Raw genomic sequence first — 22,265 nt, forward strand, 5'->3', positions numbered from 1 at the left:
TCCTCTGTTTTATGCATGTCTCAGACTACGTGTACGTAATCAGCTTACGATTTAATTACTCGTATACTTCACCCAATCATATTCGGCGTGCAGCGGATTTGCTCCATTATAAGATCCAAGCCAGCCATCGACGCCGGTTCCATTCCAGATATTCATCATAATTTTACCTGGTGTCTTCGGAATGTTCGTAGTAGCCGTATGCTTCAGTACACCATCCACATACCACTTGATATGCCCTGGCTGCCAATCAAACGCATACGTATGGAAGCCTTGGGACGCATCGAAGCCCAGATTTACGATCTTCTCATGATTTCCGACACCATTTGTATAATAATTAAACTGCACTTTTGTCGTATCTTTGCCGAGGAATTCAATGTCAATCTCATCCCATTGAGTACCATGAGCAGGACCAGTATAAGTGAAAAAGGAGGATACGATTCCTGTATTTTTGGCAGGCTTCATGCTTACTTCATACAGACCGTACCCGTACGTATTCGTTGATCGGTATTCCCCGCAATCAAACTTGTTGTTCGCAGGACTCGTCAGACTTAACCGCAGCTTGCCATCGTTTGTGAAGTTGGCATTGTTCGCCCGCCATGTGCAGTTGAACATCGAACCGTTGGAATACCCGTCTGCTTTTTGCCAGGTACTTGCATTGTGATACGTCAGGGGTTCCCAAAACACCCACCCTGCGAAAGCGCTTACCGAAATAAATAATGAAACCACTCCCGATACCATTAATGTAAACCATGTCTTCCTCTTCATCATACACCTCCATTACGGATTCCAACCATATAAACGAAACCATACAACCAGCAGTTTGGGTACTGCACATCATCACGAATAAGCAGACTACCTGTTTTTGTTAAGCGCTTACATGGTTGGTATTTCCATTTTATACGGATCATTATGGACGAACTATAGCAAAGTTTAAAGAATAGATATTCACTTTTAAAGATAAATGCCCTGTTGGAGCAAATAATGCAAAAAGGACCTTCGTTAGGAAGGGGCCCCGTTATTTACTACGTACGACTCGCAACCCCTGATCGGGTCCAAGGCCATTTGCATCGAATTTTCCTGGATATGAAATCTCTGCTGTATTCACACTACTGACCCAGCCGCCACCTTTGCTGACTCTCCAAGTGTTGTCCGGGGTTTCCGGATGGCTGTGCCATTCCCAGCACCATTCTCTCACATTGCCGGACATATCATAAATGCCTAACTCGTTAGCTTTTTGCTGACCGACAGGCTTGGTTTGATTCCGATTGTTTTCAATTGCAGGCCAGTTCCAATCTCCTGTTAACGGTTTTTCCCCGGCATTCATCCAGTACCATGCTGCTTCGTCGGGATTATTGCTTCCGCTATAGGTGAAATTCTGACTTTTCTGCCCTCCACTCGCCGCGTATTCCCACTCTGCTGCAGTTGGCAGACGATATCCATTCGCATCTTCATTGATGGTTACAGTCCATTTCACGTTATCATTTTCATTTTTGTTATTCATATCCGTAGTTTCTTTGTCAATAGTGTAATATGGTTTCAAGTTTTCCTTCAGGCTTCGTGCGTTACAGTACTCGATTGCGTCGTACCAGGTCACTCTTTCAACGGGGCGTTCTTCCCCTTTGAAACCAGCGGGATTGTCGCCCATAACGTCAAACCACTGCTTCTGAGTCACTTCATATTTGCCGATATAAAAGTCAGACAATGTGATATCTTGGCCGCTATAACTCGTTTTGCTGCTCTTGAATCTCCCACCCTCTACCAATACAAGATCGTCGCTTACGGCGGCATTGCTGCCGGTTGAACATGCGCTTAGTCCAATAACAGCTGTAATGAGCAGTAATACCATCCACTTTCTCATCTCTGCAATTCTCCTTTGAAACGGATATTGAGAGCAGGACAGATCCGTAGACCTGTCCTGCTTGGGTCCGATAAGCTCAGTTCAGGAAGCAGGACTGTGCCTCACTTTCAGAACGAGTTCTCCAATTATATGAAAGCGCTTACCAAACAGTTACATTTGCATTACCGCTGCTTTGATATCCTTCCGTCGCCATAACTTGATAGGACCAGCTGTTACCCAGGTACATTCCTTTGCTCGCCCACGCATTTACGTGATTCTGGAACGTAATTTGGGAGTTAACACCCGTTGGACGTTTGGATTGTCTAACACTCCAGTATTGCGGGAATGTTGAATACCCATCAATGGATGGCGCGTTGTATCTCATGGTTGTATAAATATCATAAGTACCGCCGTCACTGTTCACGGTTCCTTTATATGTGCCTGTCGGGCGATACGTACCCCAGTTATCTACCACGTAGTACTCAATAAGTGCATTTCGGGTCCAGCCATAAAACGTCAAGTATCCATTACCGGACGGAGCAAATACACCTGCATTGTAGTTAACTACACGATTCGGTGTTCCGTATGTCCACCCTTTACCGACAACAAAGTTTCCAGTATTCTGCCAGCTTACACTGTAATTCCCGCCGGCACCGTTTACGGCATTAACTGTACCTCCGCCATCTGTCCAATTCTGCCAGTAATCCGTAGCGCCTGTAGTCGCGGCGAATACACCAAAACTCATGGAAGCTGCAAGAACAACTGTCAACAATTTTTTGCTGAATTTGAACATAGGGAAATACCTCCTGATATTTTAGTTTTTTTGGTTTAAGACCGTCCAACAATGAATTCCACGCTTACCACGGGCAGCACTATTGCGTACTAAATGAATAGAATGATTGTGCCTTACTGGAAGAGGCGCTGTGAGAATAGATAAAGATCATTCTTCCATACGGGCCAATCATGTCCTCCGCTTTCTTCGTACCAGATATGAGGCACACCCTGCTGGTTCAGATAATCATGAACATCCCTACTGATTTGAATAAGATTATCCTGATCTCCGCAGGACAGCCACAGCATGGACAAAAGAGAGGCTGCTTCGGCCGGGTCTGGTATAAGGGCCTCTGGAGCTTTGGTGTTGGGAGCTGCCGAGAAGGCACCCACCCAGGCAAAATGCTCGAGGTTGCGAAGTCCGATATTCAAGGACTGTCCCCCTCCCATAGATAAGCCTGCTATCGCTCTTTTGTCCCTTGTATGAGCCGCAGGGTAGCGCGACTCGATATGCGGGATAAGATCGCGAATCAGATCTGATTCAAATTGTTCGAATGCCCGGATTTTCACGGGATCAAATAGATCACCTTCTGCCCGATCGTTAGGCATTGCACGCCCGTTAGGGCAAACGACGATCATAGGCTGAATGAGATTGTCGCTGTATAGGTTGTCCAAGATGATATGTGGTGAGCCGTGTGTGTGCCACTCCGTCTCATCCCCTCCAATTCCGTGCAGCAGATAGAGCACGGGATAGGTATGCTCCGAGGAAAAGCCTGGCGGTGTATATACCATGGCTTTACGCACGCTGCCAACCGTAGTGGAATCATACTCTATCGTTTCGACTACACCACGCGCTATGTTATCACGATACTGGTCAAAGCCAGCGGATGCTGATGCTATCATTTGTTCTACTCCCTTCACGGTTAGCATAATTCTCTGACTCTCATACACAGGTTCCCGCTAATCCACATATCCGAAACCCAGAATGGTGAAATGCTTGTCCTCATGTCCTGGTGCCATGTCAATCTCGATGACATGTTCATCGACCTTTTGCTTACTAAACAGAAGCATGGCATGGCAGTGTGTCCAGTTGATCTGATGAGGATCAGCCTGTTTGGCAGGTTGACCATCCACCTTGATCTGGGCCGTTCCAAATCTCTCGCTGTCGGAGTCTTTATAGATCAAAATAAGGTGACTGCACCGCAAATGCAGCTTGAAACTACTGCTGACTGCTGCTTCACCGGGAACATTCATCCAGTTATTCGGAAAAAGTGGTGTGCCATAATCATGATCGTCCATCTCGGTCATCTGCAGCTCTGTATCTGTGTGGCAGAAGCTGCCTATTCCCACTCGGGCGATCTGGTCCGCGTTTTTCCGATCCAGCAGTTTGACATTAACATAGTCATTGCCGATAATTGGATATTTCGTTAATTCATCTTCTTTCTGATCGAGATTTGTACGATCTGTAACACGAAACAGATTCGCCAGCGCATCAGCCATGATCCGATGTCCCACATTGGTAGGATGATAAATGTCATGAAAGTACTGCTCTTTGGTAATGACGCCGCCTTCATCTTTTGGCTTCTGGAACTGCTCTACAAGAGCATCCTTCATGCTCACCATGGGCAGGTCGTAATGAAAGCCCACCGGAGCGAGACGATCCTGGAGATTCCAGTCATTCCGGAATACACTGAAAAGCAGAATGACCGCTGGTTCGTTGTCCGAAGCAAGCGCTTTCAACACTAAACTTTCGTAACAATTCCCACGCGTCTCATCATCAGCGTCGTTTACCGCAAATTCGACAATGACAATGTCCGGCTGCACACTTCCATCCCGGAGCACATCCCGCTCATAACGTATGACGCCAAGTTCTGAAGGCGTCCCGCCTACACCCGCTTTAATCAGCTGAACCGTACTGCTGTTCAAAGGAGCAAACATTGTTTTGAAATGTTCATAAGAGTGATAGGCATAACTTTGGAGATGAATAGGTGCTGCACCAGCGCCATGAGTAATCGATCCCCCGATAAAAGCAATAACGACAGGTTCCCCTCGTTTGGCCTTCTCAATCGCTCTCTTCAATCTGACATTGTTCCCTAAATTCAGGAGTGATCTGTCGATCATGTCATGATAAGCGGAAGAATTGTAATCAAAGTCAGCCTCTAACGTGGAAACTGCAGCTCGATCAGGGTCACGCGGTGCATGGGTTCCTTCATTCTGATCTACATCTCCTGAATCGCCAATCATGTTACAACCTCACCAACCTTCCAGCGAAAATTTTACACTCCAAGCACTGCTTCATGAAGGAGCCTGAACGAAAATGATGTCGATATCAGGCGGCTCCTTCTCTCCGAGTGTAGCGCTTACATAATTTAACAGCAACCTGATAAACTATAGGACTTGACTAAATATATCATCGACCGCACAAAATGGAAATAGATGGCATATGACACCTATAATTTTCCATGTAAACGCTTTAATTTGAGTAGTATGGCGAATGTTATACTTTCATATATGAAGCATCTATAAAGGAGGAGCTTATGAACATCATAGGAAAAGGCGCTCATGATACAGGTACATATGCCAATCTTTTTCAAAAGTCGGGGTATACAGAAGTAGAAATATCAGCACGACTGGAACAAACCTGGAATGATCTGTTTTATGGAGATGAACATACACGAATTTATTATCCTGTTGGTGAGGATCAAGGTTACATGCTGGACACAGGCAACGACGACGTTCGTTCCGAAGGCATGTCATATGGCATGATGATGGCTGTGCAGATGGACAAGAAAGAAGAATTTGACCGTCTCTGGAATTACGCAGTGACGTATATGCAGCACACAGAAGGACGGTACAAGGATTATTTTGCGTGGCACTGCAAGCCTGATGGGACTCGACTGTCTCAAGGTCCCGCCCCTGACGGCGAAGAGTTTTTTGCGATGGCTTTGTTTTTCGCATCCAATCGCTGGGGAGATGGACCTGCTCCTTATAACTATAAATCTCAAGCTCGAAAGATCCTTCATGCCTGTGTGCATCAAGGCGAACAAGGGGAAGGTAATCCCATGTGGGAACCGAGCAATAAATTGATCAAGTTCATTCCCGAGACTCCTTTTAGTGATCCTTCCTATCACCTCCCCCATTTTTACGAACTGTTTGCTGCATACGCGAATGAAGAAGATCGATCTTTTTGGAAAGAAGCTGCCGAAGCAAGCCGGGCTTATCTGCGTACAGCCTGTCATCCGGTAACCGGGCTTTCGCCTGAATACGCGAATTATGACGGCACGCCTGCCCCGGTGCAGCCTCATGGTGATTTCAGGCATTTTTACAGCGACGCCTATCGCGTTGCTGCGAATATTGCACTGGACTGGGAATGGTTTCGCAAGGACCCGTGGCAGGTTGAACAGTCCAATCGGATTCAGGCCTTTTTTAGCGACATCGACCCAGCGGATTATCGCCGCTATACGATTGAGGGTAAACCTTTTGACGAACCTGCGCTGCATCCTGTAGGTTTGCTGGCAACCAATGCGATGGCTTCACTCGCAGCGGATGGCCCTCATGCTGATGATTTCGTTCGATTGTTCTGGAATACACCGCTTCGCCAAGGAAAACGTCGTTATTATGATAACTGTCTTTACTTCTTCACGATGCTTGCCTTAAGCGGAAATTATCGGATGTATTAGGTTTTAGATTTGATAGGTTCGATAAAGTCGGTAGATTCGAAGGACTTTTGAAAATCCAATAAAAAAAGACGGGCCAGACCGCTTATCTGCGGGTCAGGTCCGTCTTGTCTTTTGTTACCTTGTTATTTGGATGAAACGGATGATGCATCATAAGCGGACTGCATAATTTCCAGATAACGATTGATGTTGAGCCCTTCCAGTCCTTTCACATAATCGTCCCAGTCTTTATCCAAGCTTTTTGCTCCTGTGACGAATTGCAGTGCGTTCTGGTCGATATAGTCCTTGATATTGGTCTGCATCATGCTGGTTTCATCCGCAAGGGACGGATCAACCCACAATGCCCAATGCGGGAATACCTCTTTAGGTTCCTTGCCTTCCATCAACAATGTAGCTTCGTACAGGCGGCGTTCATACCCGTCGTTGGCATAGATATCTGTTCCCTGTACTTCTGCATCGCGATAGGCCCGGTGATGATTGTACTGGCTTAGTGCAGACCAGCTATCATTACGAGGTTCTTCTCCGGATGGAAGCGGAATCGCTTTATAGAGCGGTTTCACCTGGTCATTCAGCGCCACTTCTCCCTCTTCCGGTTTACGCCAGCTTGTGCCCTCTTCGCCCAGATATGAAGCCATTGCACCTTCTTGTGTATAGAAGTAGTCCAGCATCTGGATTGCAGCAATCTGAGTCTGTTCACTGGCTTTGTTCGTTAAGACAAATGTAGCTCCTGGATCAATCGGATAGTTGTAGGATGCATATTCGGCATTCGGCCCTTTGAGTGGTGGAATCGGATTGTAATCATTGCCATAAGGTGAGCCTTCGGCAGTCGTTACGAATAAGGACGGATGCATTGCTGCTCCTGCACCCAGAAGCTGCGCATCGGCATTGTCTCCAATTTTCTTGAAGGCACCTACGTTTTGTGTAAAAGCACCCGGGTCAATCAGTCCTTCATCATATAAAGATTTGATATACGTAAGGCCTTCCTTCCATTCCGGCTTGTTCGCAGCCGTTTCAACTTTTCCTTGATTCAGAATCAGGTAATTTCGATCATCATTATAGATGAAACCATTCATCAGATACGGAATAATGTGCACACCAAAGTTTTCGGTCGAACCACTCAGCGGTACTTCGTCTGCTTTGCCGTTGCCGTTCGGATCTTTCGTTTTAAACGCTTTCAGCATTTCCCGAAACTCTTCTGTCGTTGTTGGCTCTTTGATATTCAGCTGCTCCATCCATTTCGTATTCACCCACATTTTATTTGGATATGAGCAGTGGAAACATTCATTCAGCCCGGTCAATCCATAGATTTTACCGTCAGGCGCGGTATTCATCGCTTTGTAGTACTCGTTGCTTTCAAGCACTTTCTTGATGTTAGGCGCATGCTGATCAATCAGATCATTCAGCGGCAGGATCACACCCTGCTGACCAAATTTCAACAAGTCTGTCTGTGAGAAGCGATCGACCCATGGAATAAGCAGATATAGATCCGGGTAGTCGCCAGAAGCAAGGGATATCTGTCTTTTTTCAGCTGCTCCATCAAAAGGAACTGTCGTCCAGTTGAACTGGATATTGAATTTCTCCTCCATTTTCTTGGTGAATTTATTGGTAGCGAGATTCATGTCTGATCCTTGATGTACAAATACGTTCATCGGGATTTTCCCGTTCGCATCCACCTCTCCGTTCCCCTTATCAGAAGACGAACAGCCTGCCAGTACCGACGTAAGAAGCAGCACACATGCAAGTACCAATGCACTTGTTTTCCTCAATAAAATCCTCTCCCTCATGAAAGTTGTAATTAAACTTATCCTTTGACTGAACCGATCAGCATACCCTGTACGAAATAGCGCTGTACAAATGGATAGATGATCAGAACCGGCAAGCTGGCCATGACAATCAAGGAGTATTTCATCAGTTCAGCCATCTGCTGCTGCTTGATCATTTCGGAAGCATCCATATTGCCCGAGCTGCCCAGAATAAGAATACTTCGCAAAATCAGCTGCAGCGGGTAGAGCGACTGCGATTTCAAGTAAATCAGTGCGTCGAAATAGGCATTCCATTGACCAACTGCGTACATCAACGACAGCACTGCCACAATTGGCTTGGCAAGCGGCAGAATTACACTGAAGATAAACCGAATATCACTGCAGCCATCAATATCGGCCGCCTCTGAAAGTTCATCCGGAATGGAATTTTGAAAGAAAGTACGTGCAATAATGACCTGCCATACCCAGATCGCATTGGGAATCAGAAGCGCCCACCGTGTATCAATGAGTCCAAGAGATTTAACAACCAGATACGTTGGAATCAAACCACCGGCAAAAAGCATTGTGAACGTAATGAAGATCATCAATGTACTGCGTCCGACAAAAGTCTTTTTGGAAAGTGGATAGGCGATCATGATCGTTAACGCTACACTGATAAACGTGCCGCAGGCAGTATAAAACAATGAGTTAGCGTATCCCATCAGCACTTGTTCATTTCGCAGCACGGCCTTGTATCCTTCGAAGGATAGATCCACCGGCCAGAGCCATACTTTTCCTGAAGAAACGGCTGACGGACTGCTGAGTGATGAACTTACGATGTAAATCAATGGATACAGCACAGCAACCAGCACGAGTGACAGAATGATGTAGATTGCTGTAATAAACAGACGATCCCCAAGCGATTCTCTGATTACAGAGTTTCTGTTCGCTCCTGAACGACCGGTCTGTGATTGTAAATTAGACATCCTTCAAGTCTCCTCCCCTCCGTGTGGTTACCATAAGCTTGTGTTGGACAGCCGTTTTGCTGCTGCATTGACGGTCAGCAATAAGATGAGATTAATGACGGAATTGAACAAACCAACCGCTGTAGCAAAGCTGTAATTGGCGTTCAACAGTCCCATTTTGTACACATACGTTGAGATAATTTCCGAAGCCGACAAGTTTAGAGGATTTTGCAGCAGATATATTTTCTCGAATCCCACCGCCATAATATTTCCTACGCTTAGAATCAAAATAATGACAGCCGCCGGCAGCAAACCCGGCAAATCCACATTAATAATCTTCTGCAGCCGATTGGCTCCATCCACTTTGGCAGCCTCATACAATGAAGGATCAATGCCAGCAAGCGCGGCCAAGTAAATTACTGCGGAATATCCCATGCTCTGCCATACGTCGGAAAATACATAGATCGAGCGGAACATGTCTGGATTGCCGAGGAAATTCACCGCTTCAAAGCCCAGCGCGCTTGCAATGGTATTCACAATACCCAACCTCGGCGAGAGGAACAGCATGATGATCGATACCATAACCACCGTGGATATGAAATAAGGTGCGTAGGTTACCATCTGCACGGTTTTCTTAAACTTCATGTTTTTAATTTCATTCAAAGCCAGCGCCAGCAGAATCGGAATCGGAAAACCGACAATCAGGCTGTAGAATGAGATGAGCAGCGTATTTTTGATTAACATCATAAACGCTGGATTCTGAAAAAGCAGATCAAAATACTTGGTGCCTGCCCAAGGGCTGCCCCAGATTCCTTTGATGACGTTATAATCCTTGAATGCGAGAACCGTATTCACCATCGGTACATACTTGAAAATGATAAAGTACACCACCGGAGGTAAAATGAGCAGATATAACTGCCAATGCCTCCTGAAGCTTCTAGCCAGCGCATGCTGTAATGTTGATCGCCTGCGCTCCTTCACACCCGACTTGTGTTCACTTGTTGTTACTGTTCTCAGAATCATCCCCCCAGTCAGAGATACCTATGATTGAAGTTAGCGCACCTTTTTTTGGCAGCGCTTTCTTTGTGCTCATATCATAAGTTTGACTTCGGGGAAGCGTAAAGGTACATCTCGGAAATGAGCGTACATTATACGCATGGATACTAAATCAGAAGCGTACATTAGCCGCTCTGATTGTCCATCTTCCGAAATACGCTCGGTGAAATCCCGCGTACACGCTTGAATGCTCGGCGGAATGAATGTGCACTGTTGTATCCGGTCGTAAGCGCAATCTCGTCAATGGTTTGGCCGCTCTCCAGGAGCAGCTCAGACGCTGCATTAATTCTCACCCGTTCCACATAATCGGAAAGATTCTCTCCGGTGTGCTCTTTGAACAACTGGGAGATGAATTTTTCGGATTTTCCCATATGTTCGGAAATGCGGCAGATCGTCAAATTCGCATCGCTATAATTATTTTCAATGTAACGGGTAATTTCTTGTACGGTGTCGGCATGGGTGGATGATCTTTTTCTCAAAACTTCCTTACACATCTCTTCGGTCAACCACTTGAATTTCCCGCGTAATGCTGTGAGGGAATCGGTAACCTGAATACTCGCGACGCCGCTTTTGTATTCATCATTAAAAGAATCATTGTGCTTCATTTTGGGCTCATCCAGCTTCAGATACGTTCCCTTCAGTTCCATGATGAACTGCTGTACCATCTCATACGAAAGCTCCCGCTCTTCAAAATTCCGTACGAACAGCTGATCCAGAATGCGAATAGCTTCTTCCATTTCTCCGGCTTTGATGGTATTCAGCAGACGCTGTTCCGATTCAATCGGATAATAATACATCTCATGTTCCTTCAATGTATCCTCGAATTTGACAAGTTGGTCTGCTCCCATATGGATCGCATATTCCACAGCCTGTTTCGCCTCATCAAATGAACGTCCCACATCATTCCAAACTTCATAAACGGCCCCGGTACCTATCGTAGTTGATATCCGGTAGTCCTTGTAAATGAGTTCTGTCAGTCTGCCAAGTTCAGACTCATAATGATGTGCTGCTGTGTCCAGCGGCGTCTCCGTTACCGGACATATAAAAGCAATCTGGTCTGTGCCCCAGTCCGTCATCAGCACATTCGCATTCCATTCCGTGATGATCTGTCTGATAATCAGTTTCGCCACACTCAGTTCTTGAATCGTTTCCTCACTATCCAGACTGGCATAACCGTTTACCTTCAGCAGACCGGTTATCCCCTGACTGTTCTGAATTAAAATATGTGTCTGCGAAGAAATCGCCTCCAGCTCTTGTAGTGTATAGAACTCACCTGTGAGCAGCCGTTTGATGAATCCGTCTCGCAGTAATGGAATTTGCTCGTTCAGCGCATTCTCCAGCGTTTGATTATTGGCAATTAAATGGTGAATATGGCTCGCCAGAAAATCATACTCATTGCGCTTTTTATCAGAAGGTTCACTTATTTGTTCACGAAAAGCAGACAGCAGTTTATAGATCGGTGCACTGTTTCGATACGCAAGTATAAGTCCGAAGGCTAATCCAACCAGCAGCGTAGCTAAAGTAAATGCCAATGTGACTTGTTTAATCCCATCCGCTTTGGTCATCAACGCCTTCTCAGGAATGCCTGCCATATAACTCCAGCCGTTTCGATCCGAATGGATAGATAGAAGCAATCGTCCATCTTCTGCTCGCTGCACCTCATTCGAATCGGGCTCGTAACTTTGTGCCAAACGCTGCGCTTCCGCCTGTTCTATACCGCGTGAAAAGATGATCCGGCCTTCGGCATCTCTAACTAATGTCCAGCCGCCATACTGATCGACGATATGCTGCGTCAGGTTCGCCATCTCATCTTCATCAATCAGAACACCAATGGTAGCCTGCGGTTTATTGAAACTGTTCAGAGGCAGGGATTGTAAAAAGGTAATCGCTGGTACATTCGCAAGTACATTACTGCTTATTTCCCGTTTGTAGTTTTGAAGCGGAATAATTTCGTTAAAATGCGGCTTCTTTAAAATATTCTCGTTCCACTGCTTAAAGGTCATCCCCTCCATTGCATTGGCCGCATAATAATGCTCCGGCCTGTAATAGACCGTGGTGGGCGTAATGATCACGTTATAGTTGGGAATGAAAATAAAAAAGTGAGATAAATATTCATTTGTACTGCTGTACATGGACAAGCTGCGCTGCATTTTGCCGATGCCATAAACATTATAGACATCAAGTGGTTTGGGATCAGCAATCAAACGATGCAGGTCCTGATTGATGGCGAGCTGCCTGGTGAACGCTTCAACCTGAAGCAGGTTTCGTTCAATGATTTCTTTGCCAAGATTCAGGGATTTCAAGCTGTTCTCAATCGAACTGGTCCGGGCTGCTTCAATGGACGCCCTGTAAGAGGCGTACCCAGCAATCTGCGGAATCATGAGAATAACGAGATACGAAATCAGAAATCGGCGGAACATCGGTGAAAATTTGGACCATAGGAGCTTCAATGTACTCCCCCCTTTTTCTAGTCAAGCGCTTACATTTCTCGATAGTGTGACCGTCATTTCATGATACAATGGGCATTTCTCCTCGGTGAAGGTACAACTTCTTCCCTATGGTACATTTACATCCTGCAGTTATACAATACCTGTTTTTCGAATATGTACGTTGAAGCTTCGCGGGTCATAGCAGATAGAGCATGCCTCTTGGCCCAATCTTCACAAGGTTATGAAAATATAAAGACGAAAAAACAACCTTTCCCAGTCATGAAATGACCGAAAAAGGTTGTTGGGGATTTAAGAAATTATAAAATTAACGCATTAATTACTCACCATAACAAATTTCCACTGCTGATTCGACGCACCTGTATACGTGTTCTGCTGGAGCTTGGCCCCATCAGATGTGGAAGCGTTCTCAACTTCAATCGCTTTGTTACTGTTTACATTAATAATGCTGTAATACCCGTTGCCAAGATCATTAACCTTGAAATGCTGTGCAGTTGTGTTCAAATTAGCCATAAGCTGCACTGCTTCGCCATTAGTCTGTGTACCGTTGCGAATATCAATAACTTTATCAGGCGAATTCACACTTGTGAGTGTGTAGCTGCCGCCGCCAATGGATGTCAGTACCCACTTCTGCGGGTTGCCTCCCAGATCGCTCCACTGCTGCAGCTGGAGGTTGTTTTCATTTTTCCCGCCCGGAACATCAATGACTTTATTGGAATGGCGGGCTGTAATCTTGTAAGTCGCACCAGACACCAGACCTGTAGTTGGATTCGTTGGATTGGTCGGATTACCGCCGTTTCCATAATTCTGGGAACGCTCGTTATACCAGTTAAACAGGAATCGTCCCATCGCACTGCGTGACGCATCTCCATCCCACTTCAGTCCTGCTGTCGGATCAGCGAACGAACTGCGAGGACCCGGTTCCAGAATGAAACCATTCATATGAGCCGCGATGCTGACATTACCTGCCGCATTGAAAATCGTTTTGGTGTTCGTTCCGAAACCTTCGTTACTGCCATTAAACAGGTTCCAGTAAGCGGAATCTCCCGGCTTGTTCTTGAACCAGGTCACTTCCGTAATGTTGATTGGATATTTGTCAGCAGCAGCCTTGACGTTGGTGTTCCATTGATCTTGTAAAATGTTAAAGTTGTCATACGCTCCATAACCCGGGTACCAGTGAACAGCATAACCGTAGTTGTTCAGAGGGTCAGTCAGCGGATGACTTGCTGTCAGACTGTAGAACTGATTGTAACCCAGACCAGCCGCCCAGATTACATTGTCTGCGCCCTGATTACGAATCGTTGAAATCATTGAATTTTGGAAATTACGAAGATCATTCCAGTGATCTACGAAATCATTTTCCCCGTTATATCCGCCCCAGTGTCCATTGGCAAAAGATTTCACCGGCTCGTTAATCAGCTCAAAATGTACATTGTCTGCACTTTTAATCTCTGGACGGGAGGCCAGATAACCCCAGATTTGATTGAATTTTTGCAGATTGGAAGCTGTTGTTGCCTGATCATCCTTCAATGTGAAGTCCAGACCCAGAACCACATACACACCTTTGGTTTTTGCGTACTGGATATAAGGAATGATGACGTTCTGCGTCACAGTCTGCACACCGGCAAAGTTGTATGTACCTGCCGCCACATCTCCCATGTCCTGACGATCGATGAAAAGACGTACCTGATTCATCTTCCAGCCGTGATTGCTGCCGTATTTCGGGCTGGTGTCTGCAAACGTGTCCGTAATGTCTTTCAGATAAGCCAGTGTTGCAGCATGACGATTGTTACCGTGAAGGTTCAGATAATAGTTGCTGTCCTGATAGGTCCAGTATGCCCCGGACGGTTGATGCCAGCCATTTAGAAGTACAGGCTGATTGCTGCTGTTCACCAAATGTTTGCCGCTGACTTTAAGTTTCCCCATAGGCATGCCTACCCAAGCCTCAGCCCGGCTGCCTCCCCATGGAGCAATCGTGATCAGTAATGCCAAGACGAGTAAAAGCTTGCAAGACGTAATAATCTTTTTCAATGCTATTCCTCCTGATCGAATAAATTGGTGTACATTACTGCAGTGGGAAGCGGACGACAAGCAGCATATGACCAGCGGGAGGGCTGGGTCGGAGCGCGCTCCCGCAAACCATTCCATATCCAGTGAAGATACTGGCTGTAACGCATACGCCTGTGCGTCCACCATGTGCAGCCATTTACACCGACACTGTAGGCTTGCTTTGTATCAGCTGAACTATTCACGATATCTGCCTCCTTTCTTCTCCAAACTTTTTTATTGATTTAAAAACTGCAATCTTCAATCTTTATGCTGCACTCATTGTTCTAACCTACGATACCTGTGCGCTCCACACTTTCAACAAAATATCGCTGTACGAAAAGATAAATAATGATTAGCGGCAGAATTGCAAGCAGAATGCCTGTATCCTGAATCATGCTTAGATAGAAAGGATCGGCCTGAGAAGCTGCACCGTCAGTAACCTGCTGCGCCAGATTGTATGGAAGAGAGGACAACTGGGTCGACATGACCTTACTGGAAGTCAGATAAGTCGTTGTATAGAAGCTGTCGTTCCACTGCCATACGAATGAAAACAGCATAACCGTTACCATCGACGGGATCGCATTAGGCAGCATGATGCGGGAGAATGTGCGGCCTATGCCAGCTCCGTCCACATAAGCAGCCTCCTCTACTTCTTTCGGAATCCCCCTAAAGAACTGTCGGAAAATAAAAATATAAAGTCCTGCCTTAAGTGAGTTCGCTGTAATGGCTGTTAGAATAAACGGCCAGTACGTATTAAGCAGATTGACCGGTTTTCCGGACAAGAGTGTCATGAGTCCCATCAGATCAAAGCTTTTCAGATTCAGATATACCGGAATTAGAATCGTTGTCGGCGGCACAAGAATCGTTAGAATGACCCCGGCAAACAGCCAATTGCTTCCCTTGAACTTCAGTCTGGCAAATCCATAGCCTGCAAGTGCACAGGAGGCTGTCGTCAGAATGGTTGTTACTGATGACAGCGCAAACGTATTGAACAGGGTTGCCCAGTAGTCCATAACCTGGATTGCCTGTTTGAAATTATCAAGCGAGAAGTTCTGAGGAATCCATACGACTACTGCTGAATATAGATCCCCTTTGGCTTTGATCGATGTTGAGATTTTTTGAAATATAGGAAATAAAATAACAAAGGATAGTCCGGTAATCAGAACGAACCTTATGACAGACCACAGCCAGCTTTTCCAATGCTCTAACGATAATAATCGTGATGTCGTCACGCGGAATGCCCTCCTTTCTAATCTTGATAGAAGACTCGTTTCGAGAAAATGACGGATACGATCACAAGAATGACAGCAATAGCCGCGAAATACACCCAGGCCATAGCAGAACTGAGACCAAAATCAAATTTGACAAATCCCGTGTCACGGATCAGTTTCGTCATTGCATTATTAGCAAACGAATCTATGATGGTGTAGATCGCGTTAACAAAAATAAGCGGGCTGACCATCGGAAATGTAATTTTCCAGAACGCTTCGTATCCTGTCGCGCCTTCCATCTTGGAAGCCTCATACAGCTGCGGAGAGATCGTTTGTATACCGGCCAGGAAGATCAGAATCTGTACACCGGATTGGCTTACAATCTGGTATATGCGATCGACTGCTCCGCTCAAATACGTAACTACCCATTCACTTACACCTGCGTTAAGCATCAGACTTTCCAGTTCCAATGTGCCAAAAGCACTTCCGCCTGTGCTGCTCTGATTCACAGCTTCAATCAAACTTGTGCTTTCGAGCGACATAATGACACCGGATGCCAGAATGACTGGCAGGAAAAAGATAGATCTTGCCACGGCACGGCCTCTGAATTTCTGATTCAGAATGACTGCCAGGAATAAGCTGAAAATGACAATAAGAGGTACGTTGACAAGCACGTCTGTAATGGATTCAATTAGTGCCCTGTTAAAGCTTGTATTAACGGTGAGTGCCTGAATATAATTGGCGAGTCCCGTAAATTGAATGGCAATTCCCTCTGCATTGGCCTGAATCGTGCTCATGCTGTAGCGCAGCGATGCGAGCAGCGGAACAAAGAAAAACAGTATAAAACCAATAAGCCACGGAAGTACGTAGATGACACCCCACATTGCTTTCTGCTGAGCATACGTACGACTTCCCCATTTGAACTTCAGGAGTGTCTTCAGAGCTGCTCACCACCAGTCACATAACTTAGGGCTTCTACGGTATGATTCTCTACATTAACAGGAGCGTCGTTGTAATTGACAATCACATATCCTCCGCCTTCATACATTGTTCGGAATACGCCTTCCGCCAAGGTTTCATGAGAGATCATTGGTTTACCCGTGAACGGCTGGTTTACTTGGCTGACTTCGTTATAAATATCTGAAGCCAGATCAATCCACTGCTCATAATTCGCAGCATAGAGATTGTTGTAATCCGTTTCTTTCACTACATGGTTAGGCGCATTAAACCAGGCAAAATAAGGACTTGCTCCATATTCAATCAGTTTCAGCACATACTGCCTTGCATTGGTATATGTCGACAAATTGTACGGGGAACCCGTATAAGCTACACTGCCGTGTACAACCAGTTGGAAGAACGGAATTTCTTCATCCTCCAGTTTGAATCTGCTGCTGCTCATCGGAGCATCGGTAAGTCCTGTGACATAAGGAAGCGCATAAGCGTTGCCGCCTTCAGCAACGATGGATCCGGTTTGCTGTTTGATCTGATCCAAAGCTTGACGGATCGTATCCAGCGCCTGCGTCCGATCCAGTAATTTTTTGGGATTCATGTCGCTGTTTAATTGTTCAGCCATATCTTTCAGCGATATACCTTCCACTTGCAGCGCTTTCATATCCTTCAGCATACCTGTTGTCACATCCGTAATCTCATTAGGTGAAAGGACATAAGATGCTGTTAAATCCTTCGCCCGACGCTCCAATGCAGGGTCCATCGGATACAAGATAGCCGGTTCCTGCGTTAGAGTCCGCGAAGCCTCACTGGAAGGACGGAATCCTTTTTTGGACTGAACGTTCAGCACAGCGACATCAGGATAAAATCCGATTCCTGCTTCACTTGTGTAAGCGCTGAATTCCTTCATACCCTTTTTCCCGCCAATCACGCCGTCCACTTTGATGGAATCCGGTAATCTGTGGTGCAGTCCGTCGTTGAACCATCCAGCGTAGCGAAGCTGAATGTTAGATACGTTTTTCTCGGAGAGCTTGGATAGAATGGCTTTGCCCTCCTCAAATGTCGTGAGAGCCTCAGTAGAGTTATACGGTATGCCAAGCATATGCTGCCTGGTTGCCATTCCTCCGAACAGCTTCAGATAGAACGGGATACCTGTCTGTTCATTTCCAGCTTTCAGTTCAGGGAGTCCTCCTGTCTGCTGTAAATACTCCCGGTACACTGAAGCGAGACCCGAATATGAAGCCTGTTCCGCCCCCACAAATGCGTAACGGACAACGAAGTCGGATGACGTCGGTTTATTCTGGAATTTCGGCAGTGTACGAACCATGTCACTGGACTGAAGGGTTATATCACTTTTATTCACGACATAAAAGCTCGGATATACGTTATTGTAGCTGTTCAGTTTACCGCTAATATCGGCATTCACCACAGCCACCGCATCCCCTTCCTCGATGATGCCAAGGAACGCTCCCTCCGGACGAATGACTCCAAAGACCGGTAATCTTGCCTTACTTTCGTTCGAACCTGCTTCCCGAACCTTCATTGTCAGATCCGGACCGTAAATATCCTGCTGGTAGGAAGGATACTGTAATTTGCCGTTGTTAAAATGAATTAGCGCTCCTGACCCGTCCGGAACCAGCATAGCTCCCTCTTCCTTGGAACCTCCGGCTCCGAAATATTCCAGCACAGATATCGTGTTAATTGGATATTCTTCCGGGAAATGAATGCCGGACGCCGGAACCCTCACCCGCAGCTGATCGCCGTCCAGTTCATACTCCATCGTGAGCATAAACAGGCGCGGCCCGCTTCGTTCGTGCTCAATTCCATGTTCGGCATGATCCTTTGCAAGATCCTCTTCGGTATAACCTGCGTCTTCAAACGCTTTCAACGCGCGGGTCAGCTGGAGTCCCTGCATCGCCTTGTCAATCCGAACGTATACCCCTTCATCCTTATCTTCCGCATATCCAACTTTCAGCGCCCGTTCGCCTGATTTATCGAGCTTTGCCAGCAGGTTTTGTTCAAAACGTTCCTTGCTAATCTTCACGGGCAAATCTTCAATGGAACGCTCGGTGCTGCCGAATTGATAGTGAACCCGAACACCGCTTGGCAGTGCTTCATAGCTCACCTGCTTATGCCGAGTGCTGTCCGTGTACGAATTCACCATACTGCTCTGACCCGAACTGTTGAAGAAGCTGAGTCTGGATTGGGAGGACAAAAGATCCTTGTTAATTCCGGCTGCAGCGCCATCCTTCTCGCGGTCTGCTGGATTACTGCGCCAGATTTGTCCGCTCTGGCTGTGAACTATGGCAATCTCGGCAGTCTCTTCGTTGATGAAAAGCTGCAGTGCGTCATTTCGGGCGATGCCGATCATGCCGGGAATGCGTGTATCGCTAAAAGCAGATTTCAGTTTTTCTCCGGGAGGCAGGGAAGGAGTCTCCACTTGACTAACATCTGCTGCCGTCTCGCGAGTCGCCGTTGATGGCGAGAACTGACAACCGCTTAGAAGTAAACTGCTCACCAGCAGTATTCCGGTTATTTTTTTGGCTGCGGCATATTTCATTGTGATTTCCTCCTTCCTAGCCCCGAAGCACTAATTCCTGATAGATGGTATAAACAAAAGATACAATCTGCTGCACGAGGCTGAAGAACAACAAGCATAAAAATGCCATAAATGCCATAGCTACAAGCGTGAGCAGCATCGTGAGAATCGTTTTGGCTGGTGTGTACTGATGGACAGTCATATTGCCTACAAACAGCAGATAGATGGTCCAGCAAACCGCAATAGCGTTGGAAAAGTAATAAAATGCCGTTTCCTGTTCAGAAATAGCAAGACTCAGCCAAATCCACGGAAAATGTACCAAAAACATCGGTACCAGCGCAAAACAGGTAGACATGAAGATTTCCGAGAACTTGCCTTCCCCATCCATCAGTGTTGTGAGCGACCAGTTGGCAATACACCAAAACAGTACAGGTACGATCACATACACCATCTCAAGCAGGCTGTTCAGATACTTGGGATTGTTATAATTAATTAGAAAGCCGCTGTACTGCGCCTGCAAAATTTTAGTGACAATCAGCAGCACCATAATCATCAAGGCGATCAGCAGTGTTGTTTTTTGGTTCCGTTCATATTTCAATTCCCAATATCCGTCGAATGGGTGGAAAATCAGATGCAGCGGATATTGGTACAATTGTTTACTTGATGCCTGCATTCGTTGTCCTCCTTTTCTGTCTGCGAACGATGATGACGGTGACGAACGCCGCTGCAGCCAGGAATATACCTGACATCACCCATGAAAAATGCTCACGCATCAATTCTTTACGGTACAGAAGAAAAGCTTTGGAATACCCTTTACGCTCCATACTTTGTTTGAAGTATTCTGCAGACTCGGCGTACTCCTTCTGGCGCAGCAGCGCTTTGCCGATACCTGCATAGGCATACTCCAGATTAGCGTTCATCTCGGCTGCCTTCGCAAATAGCTGCGAAGACTGATCTTCCTCCCCGTTATAATAACTGCGAACTGCATCATGCAGAATACGTCCGTACTCTGTCGTCTCGAATACGGTAATCTCGCCAAGCGCTTTGTCCAGCACGAGCATCCGGTCTCCCGCTCGTTCAAGCGCGACTGGGGTATTGAACATACCCGTTCGGTTCCCGATGCCGCCAAAAATATGAAGCAGATAACCGTCGCCATTATAAGTGAAAATACGGCCTTTGTTCGAGTCCAGCACAGAATACATATCGCTGTCACCCACGTCCACATCAATCAACCGGGATGCTCCGCCTTCGGTTGAATAGCGCAGATCACCTTGAGGAGCTGCATAACCTTCTCTACGCAAAATGTCCGTTCCCTGGGCATTTAATTTTTTGATCGGGTCTTTGCCGCGATCGCCGCTAGTTGCATAGATGAAACCTTCTTCGTCCATATCCAGATTGGTGAATTCGGTAGGAGTGAACATCACCATTTGGCTTCGCTGTTCCCGGGTAGCAAATCGTTTCCAGAGATACTCTACCGGATCAACCTGAACCCGGTTCGCGCCGATAAAAGATGAGAATTCGCCATCTGCGCTGAATTCCATAAATCCATCAAATACCCCTGCGGCCATGACGTAGATTCGTTCCCCTTTATCCATCACAATCCGAATAGGTTTGAATTGAAAGTCTTCATTCAATAAGTCGGACTTCGGTTCGGATACGATCTTGACGAGCTGTCCCTTGTCATCCAGATGCACGACCCGGTGATTCTCCGAATCGGCGACCAGCAAATCGCCTTTTTCCGTTACAAACAACCCCTGAGGGTTTTTGAACTGATCTTGTTTACCGGCGTTTTTGAAGGAATCAATGGTCCGCACGAGCTTGAAGTTACGGTCGAGCTCCACAATCCGGCCATTGCCCGAATCAAGTACGTAGACACGCTCGTCTGGTGTAACATGCATATCACTAGGTTCCTTGAACGAGCTGATATTCAGCGTCCTGCCTGTAATAATCATCGACGCTTCATAAGCAGCCGGAGCCGGAACGGCATCTCCATAGTAGGAATAATGATAGGCATCTGCTTCACCGTCTGCGCTTGCAGGCAGTGCTGCTGAACTGAACAGCAGGAGGCAGACCATGCCCATGATGACCCATTTCCGATGTTTCCATGTGCTTTTCCGTGTGCTTTGCTGCACTTTGCTGCCTCCTTTCTATTCTTTCATGCCCGAAGTAGCCATCGTCTGCATGACACTGCTCTGAGAGATCACAAACAGTGTAATCGGAACGATCATAAGCAGCAGTGCTACTGCAGCACCGACCCCTGCCCTGGCAATCCCGCCCTGCACAATCTGACTGAGCGCATAATGCAGCGTTTTAAGGTTTTCACTATAGATGAAACTTCCACCATCTGTTCCCCACAGCGCCGGGAACTGCAGGATCATAAGCGTAAGCCACGCGGGCTTCACATTTGGCATGACGATGCTCCAGAAAATGCGATATTCGTTCGCACCATCAATCTTCGCTGCCTCCAGCAGTGCATCAGGAATCTGTTCCATGAACTGTTTCATCAGGAACAACCCAAGTGAGAAGGCCAGCGAAGGCACGATAATGGATGCATGTGTATTGATCCAGCCAAGCCAAGACATGACCATGTAGTTCGGAATCGCCGTCACGTGCGGCGAGAACATCAGGGACAGAATAACAATGGTGAACAAGATTTTGGAACCTGGAAAACGATATTTCGCCAGCGGGTACGCCGCTGCAGAAGCAAGCAGGATATGACCTGCTGTACCCACGAGTGTAATGAGCAGCGTGTTGGCGATATAGCGGGATAATGGTACCCAGGAATTACCCATCAGGTTAATCAAATCTGCAAAGTTTTCCGTTGTCGGATTGTTCACCCAGAAGCGTGGCGGGAAAATAAACAGCTCATCCAGCGGCTTAAAGGCATTGTTTACCGCATAAATCAGCGGAAGTACCATAAATGATCCGAACACAGCCAGCAGCGCAAACAGCATGAAACTGACGGTAAATGACCGATTAAGTCTCTTTGGCATGCCGAACATGGCACGTACTTTGCTGGTCAT

18 protein-coding genes are annotated in these 22,265 nt (G+C 46.5%); 1 reads left to right on the plus strand and 17 read right to left on the minus strand.

All coding sequences use genetic code 11. The features are described 5' to 3' along the window. Positions 1-51: 51 nt before the first annotated feature. The 5 genes from ABXS70_RS12005 to ABXS70_RS12025 form a co-directional block, all read right to left on the minus strand. Positions 52-765: a glycoside hydrolase family 16 protein gene (locus ABXS70_RS12005; protein ID WP_342556330.1), complete on the minus strand. Its 714-nt coding sequence runs from the start codon at positions 763-765 to the stop codon at positions 52-54. 250 nt (positions 766-1,015) lie between these two features. Next, positions 1,016-1,858, minus strand: a complete 843-nt coding sequence (locus ABXS70_RS12010; protein ID WP_366296017.1) for an SUMF1/EgtB/PvdO family nonheme iron enzyme — start codon at positions 1,856-1,858, stop codon at positions 1,016-1,018. Between the two features lie 139 nt (positions 1,859-1,997). Beyond that, positions 1,998-2,630, minus strand: a complete 633-nt coding sequence (locus ABXS70_RS12015; protein WP_342556023.1) for a glycoside hydrolase family 11 protein — start codon at positions 2,628-2,630, stop codon at positions 1,998-2,000. 113 nt (positions 2,631-2,743) lie between these two features. After that, positions 2,744-3,511, minus strand: coding sequence for an alpha/beta hydrolase-fold protein (locus tag ABXS70_RS12020; RefSeq protein WP_366296019.1), 768 nt, complete (start codon positions 3,509-3,511; stop codon positions 2,744-2,746). A gap of 57 nt (positions 3,512-3,568) precedes the next feature. Then, on the minus strand, positions 3,569-4,852 hold the full coding sequence (locus ABXS70_RS12025) for an SGNH/GDSL hydrolase family protein (protein WP_366296021.1): 1,284 nt from the start codon (positions 4,850-4,852) through the stop codon (positions 3,569-3,571). A 293-nt stretch (positions 4,853-5,145) separates the two neighbouring features. Between ABXS70_RS12025 and ABXS70_RS12030 the strand changes: the two genes are divergently transcribed. Then, the gene (locus ABXS70_RS12030) at positions 5,146-6,288 is read left to right on the plus strand and encodes a glycosyl hydrolase family 8 (RefSeq protein WP_366296022.1); all 1,143 of its coding nucleotides are present in this window, start codon (positions 5,146-5,148) and stop codon (positions 6,286-6,288) included. A gap of 122 nt (positions 6,289-6,410) precedes the next feature. On the opposite strand, the gene ABXS70_RS12035 is transcribed toward ABXS70_RS12030, so the two are convergent. The 12 genes from ABXS70_RS12035 to ABXS70_RS12090 form a co-directional block, all read right to left on the minus strand. Beyond that, positions 6,411-8,051, minus strand: a complete 1,641-nt coding sequence (locus tag ABXS70_RS12035) for an ABC transporter substrate-binding protein (RefSeq protein ID WP_366296024.1) — start codon at positions 8,049-8,051, stop codon at positions 6,411-6,413. A gap of 35 nt (positions 8,052-8,086) precedes the next feature. Further along, positions 8,087-9,013, minus strand: a complete 927-nt coding sequence (locus ABXS70_RS12040; protein WP_366296026.1) for a carbohydrate ABC transporter permease — start codon at positions 9,011-9,013, stop codon at positions 8,087-8,089. A gap of 27 nt (positions 9,014-9,040) precedes the next feature. After that, positions 9,041-10,015 (minus strand): ABC transporter permease subunit, encoded by a 975-nt coding sequence (locus tag ABXS70_RS12045; RefSeq protein WP_366296028.1) that lies wholly within the window; start codon positions 10,013-10,015, stop codon positions 9,041-9,043. A 158-nt stretch (positions 10,016-10,173) separates the two neighbouring features. Then, entirely contained in the window at positions 10,174-12,498 is a 2,325-nt protein-coding gene (locus ABXS70_RS12050) for a helix-turn-helix domain-containing protein (RefSeq protein WP_366296030.1), read from the minus strand. Positions 12,499-12,810: 312 nt separating this feature from the next. Continuing rightward, a complete protein-coding gene (locus ABXS70_RS12055; protein ID WP_342556015.1) occupies positions 12,811-14,526 on the minus strand; it encodes an RICIN domain-containing protein in 1,716 nt (571 codons plus the stop codon). Between the two features lie 2 nt (positions 14,527-14,528). Then, complete coding sequence (locus ABXS70_RS12060; RefSeq protein ID WP_342556014.1) at positions 14,529-14,747, minus strand: hypothetical protein; 219 nt, start codon at positions 14,745-14,747, stop codon at positions 14,529-14,531. An 81-nt stretch (positions 14,748-14,828) separates the two neighbouring features. Further along, positions 14,829-15,776 (minus strand): carbohydrate ABC transporter permease, encoded by a 948-nt coding sequence (locus tag ABXS70_RS12065; RefSeq protein WP_342556013.1) that lies wholly within the window; start codon positions 15,774-15,776, stop codon positions 14,829-14,831. Between the two features lie 17 nt (positions 15,777-15,793). Then, positions 15,794-16,639: a sugar ABC transporter permease gene (locus tag ABXS70_RS12070; RefSeq protein ID WP_342556012.1), complete on the minus strand. Its 846-nt coding sequence runs from the start codon at positions 16,637-16,639 to the stop codon at positions 15,794-15,796. A 53-nt stretch (positions 16,640-16,692) separates the two neighbouring features. Beyond that, positions 16,693-19,263 (minus strand): DUF5696 domain-containing protein, encoded by a 2,571-nt coding sequence (locus ABXS70_RS12075; protein ID WP_366296034.1) that lies wholly within the window; start codon positions 19,261-19,263, stop codon positions 16,693-16,695. 16 nt (positions 19,264-19,279) lie between these two features. Next, the gene (locus ABXS70_RS12080; RefSeq protein ID WP_366296036.1) at positions 19,280-19,915 is read right to left on the minus strand and encodes a Yip1 family protein; all 636 of its coding nucleotides are present in this window, start codon (positions 19,913-19,915) and stop codon (positions 19,280-19,282) included. Continuing rightward, a complete protein-coding gene (locus ABXS70_RS12085; protein WP_342556329.1) occupies positions 19,899-21,317 on the minus strand; it encodes an NHL repeat-containing protein in 1,419 nt (472 codons plus the stop codon). Before ABXS70_RS12085 ends, ABXS70_RS12080 begins: the two co-directional genes overlap by 17 nt. A 72-nt stretch (positions 21,318-21,389) precedes the next feature. Then, complete coding sequence (locus tag ABXS70_RS12090) at positions 21,390-22,265, minus strand: carbohydrate ABC transporter permease (RefSeq protein WP_342556009.1); 876 nt, start codon at positions 22,263-22,265, stop codon at positions 21,390-21,392.

The sequence above is a fragment of the Paenibacillus sp. AN1007 genome (assembly GCF_040702995.1).
Classification (GTDB): Bacteria; Bacillota; Bacilli; order Paenibacillales; family Paenibacillaceae; genus Paenibacillus.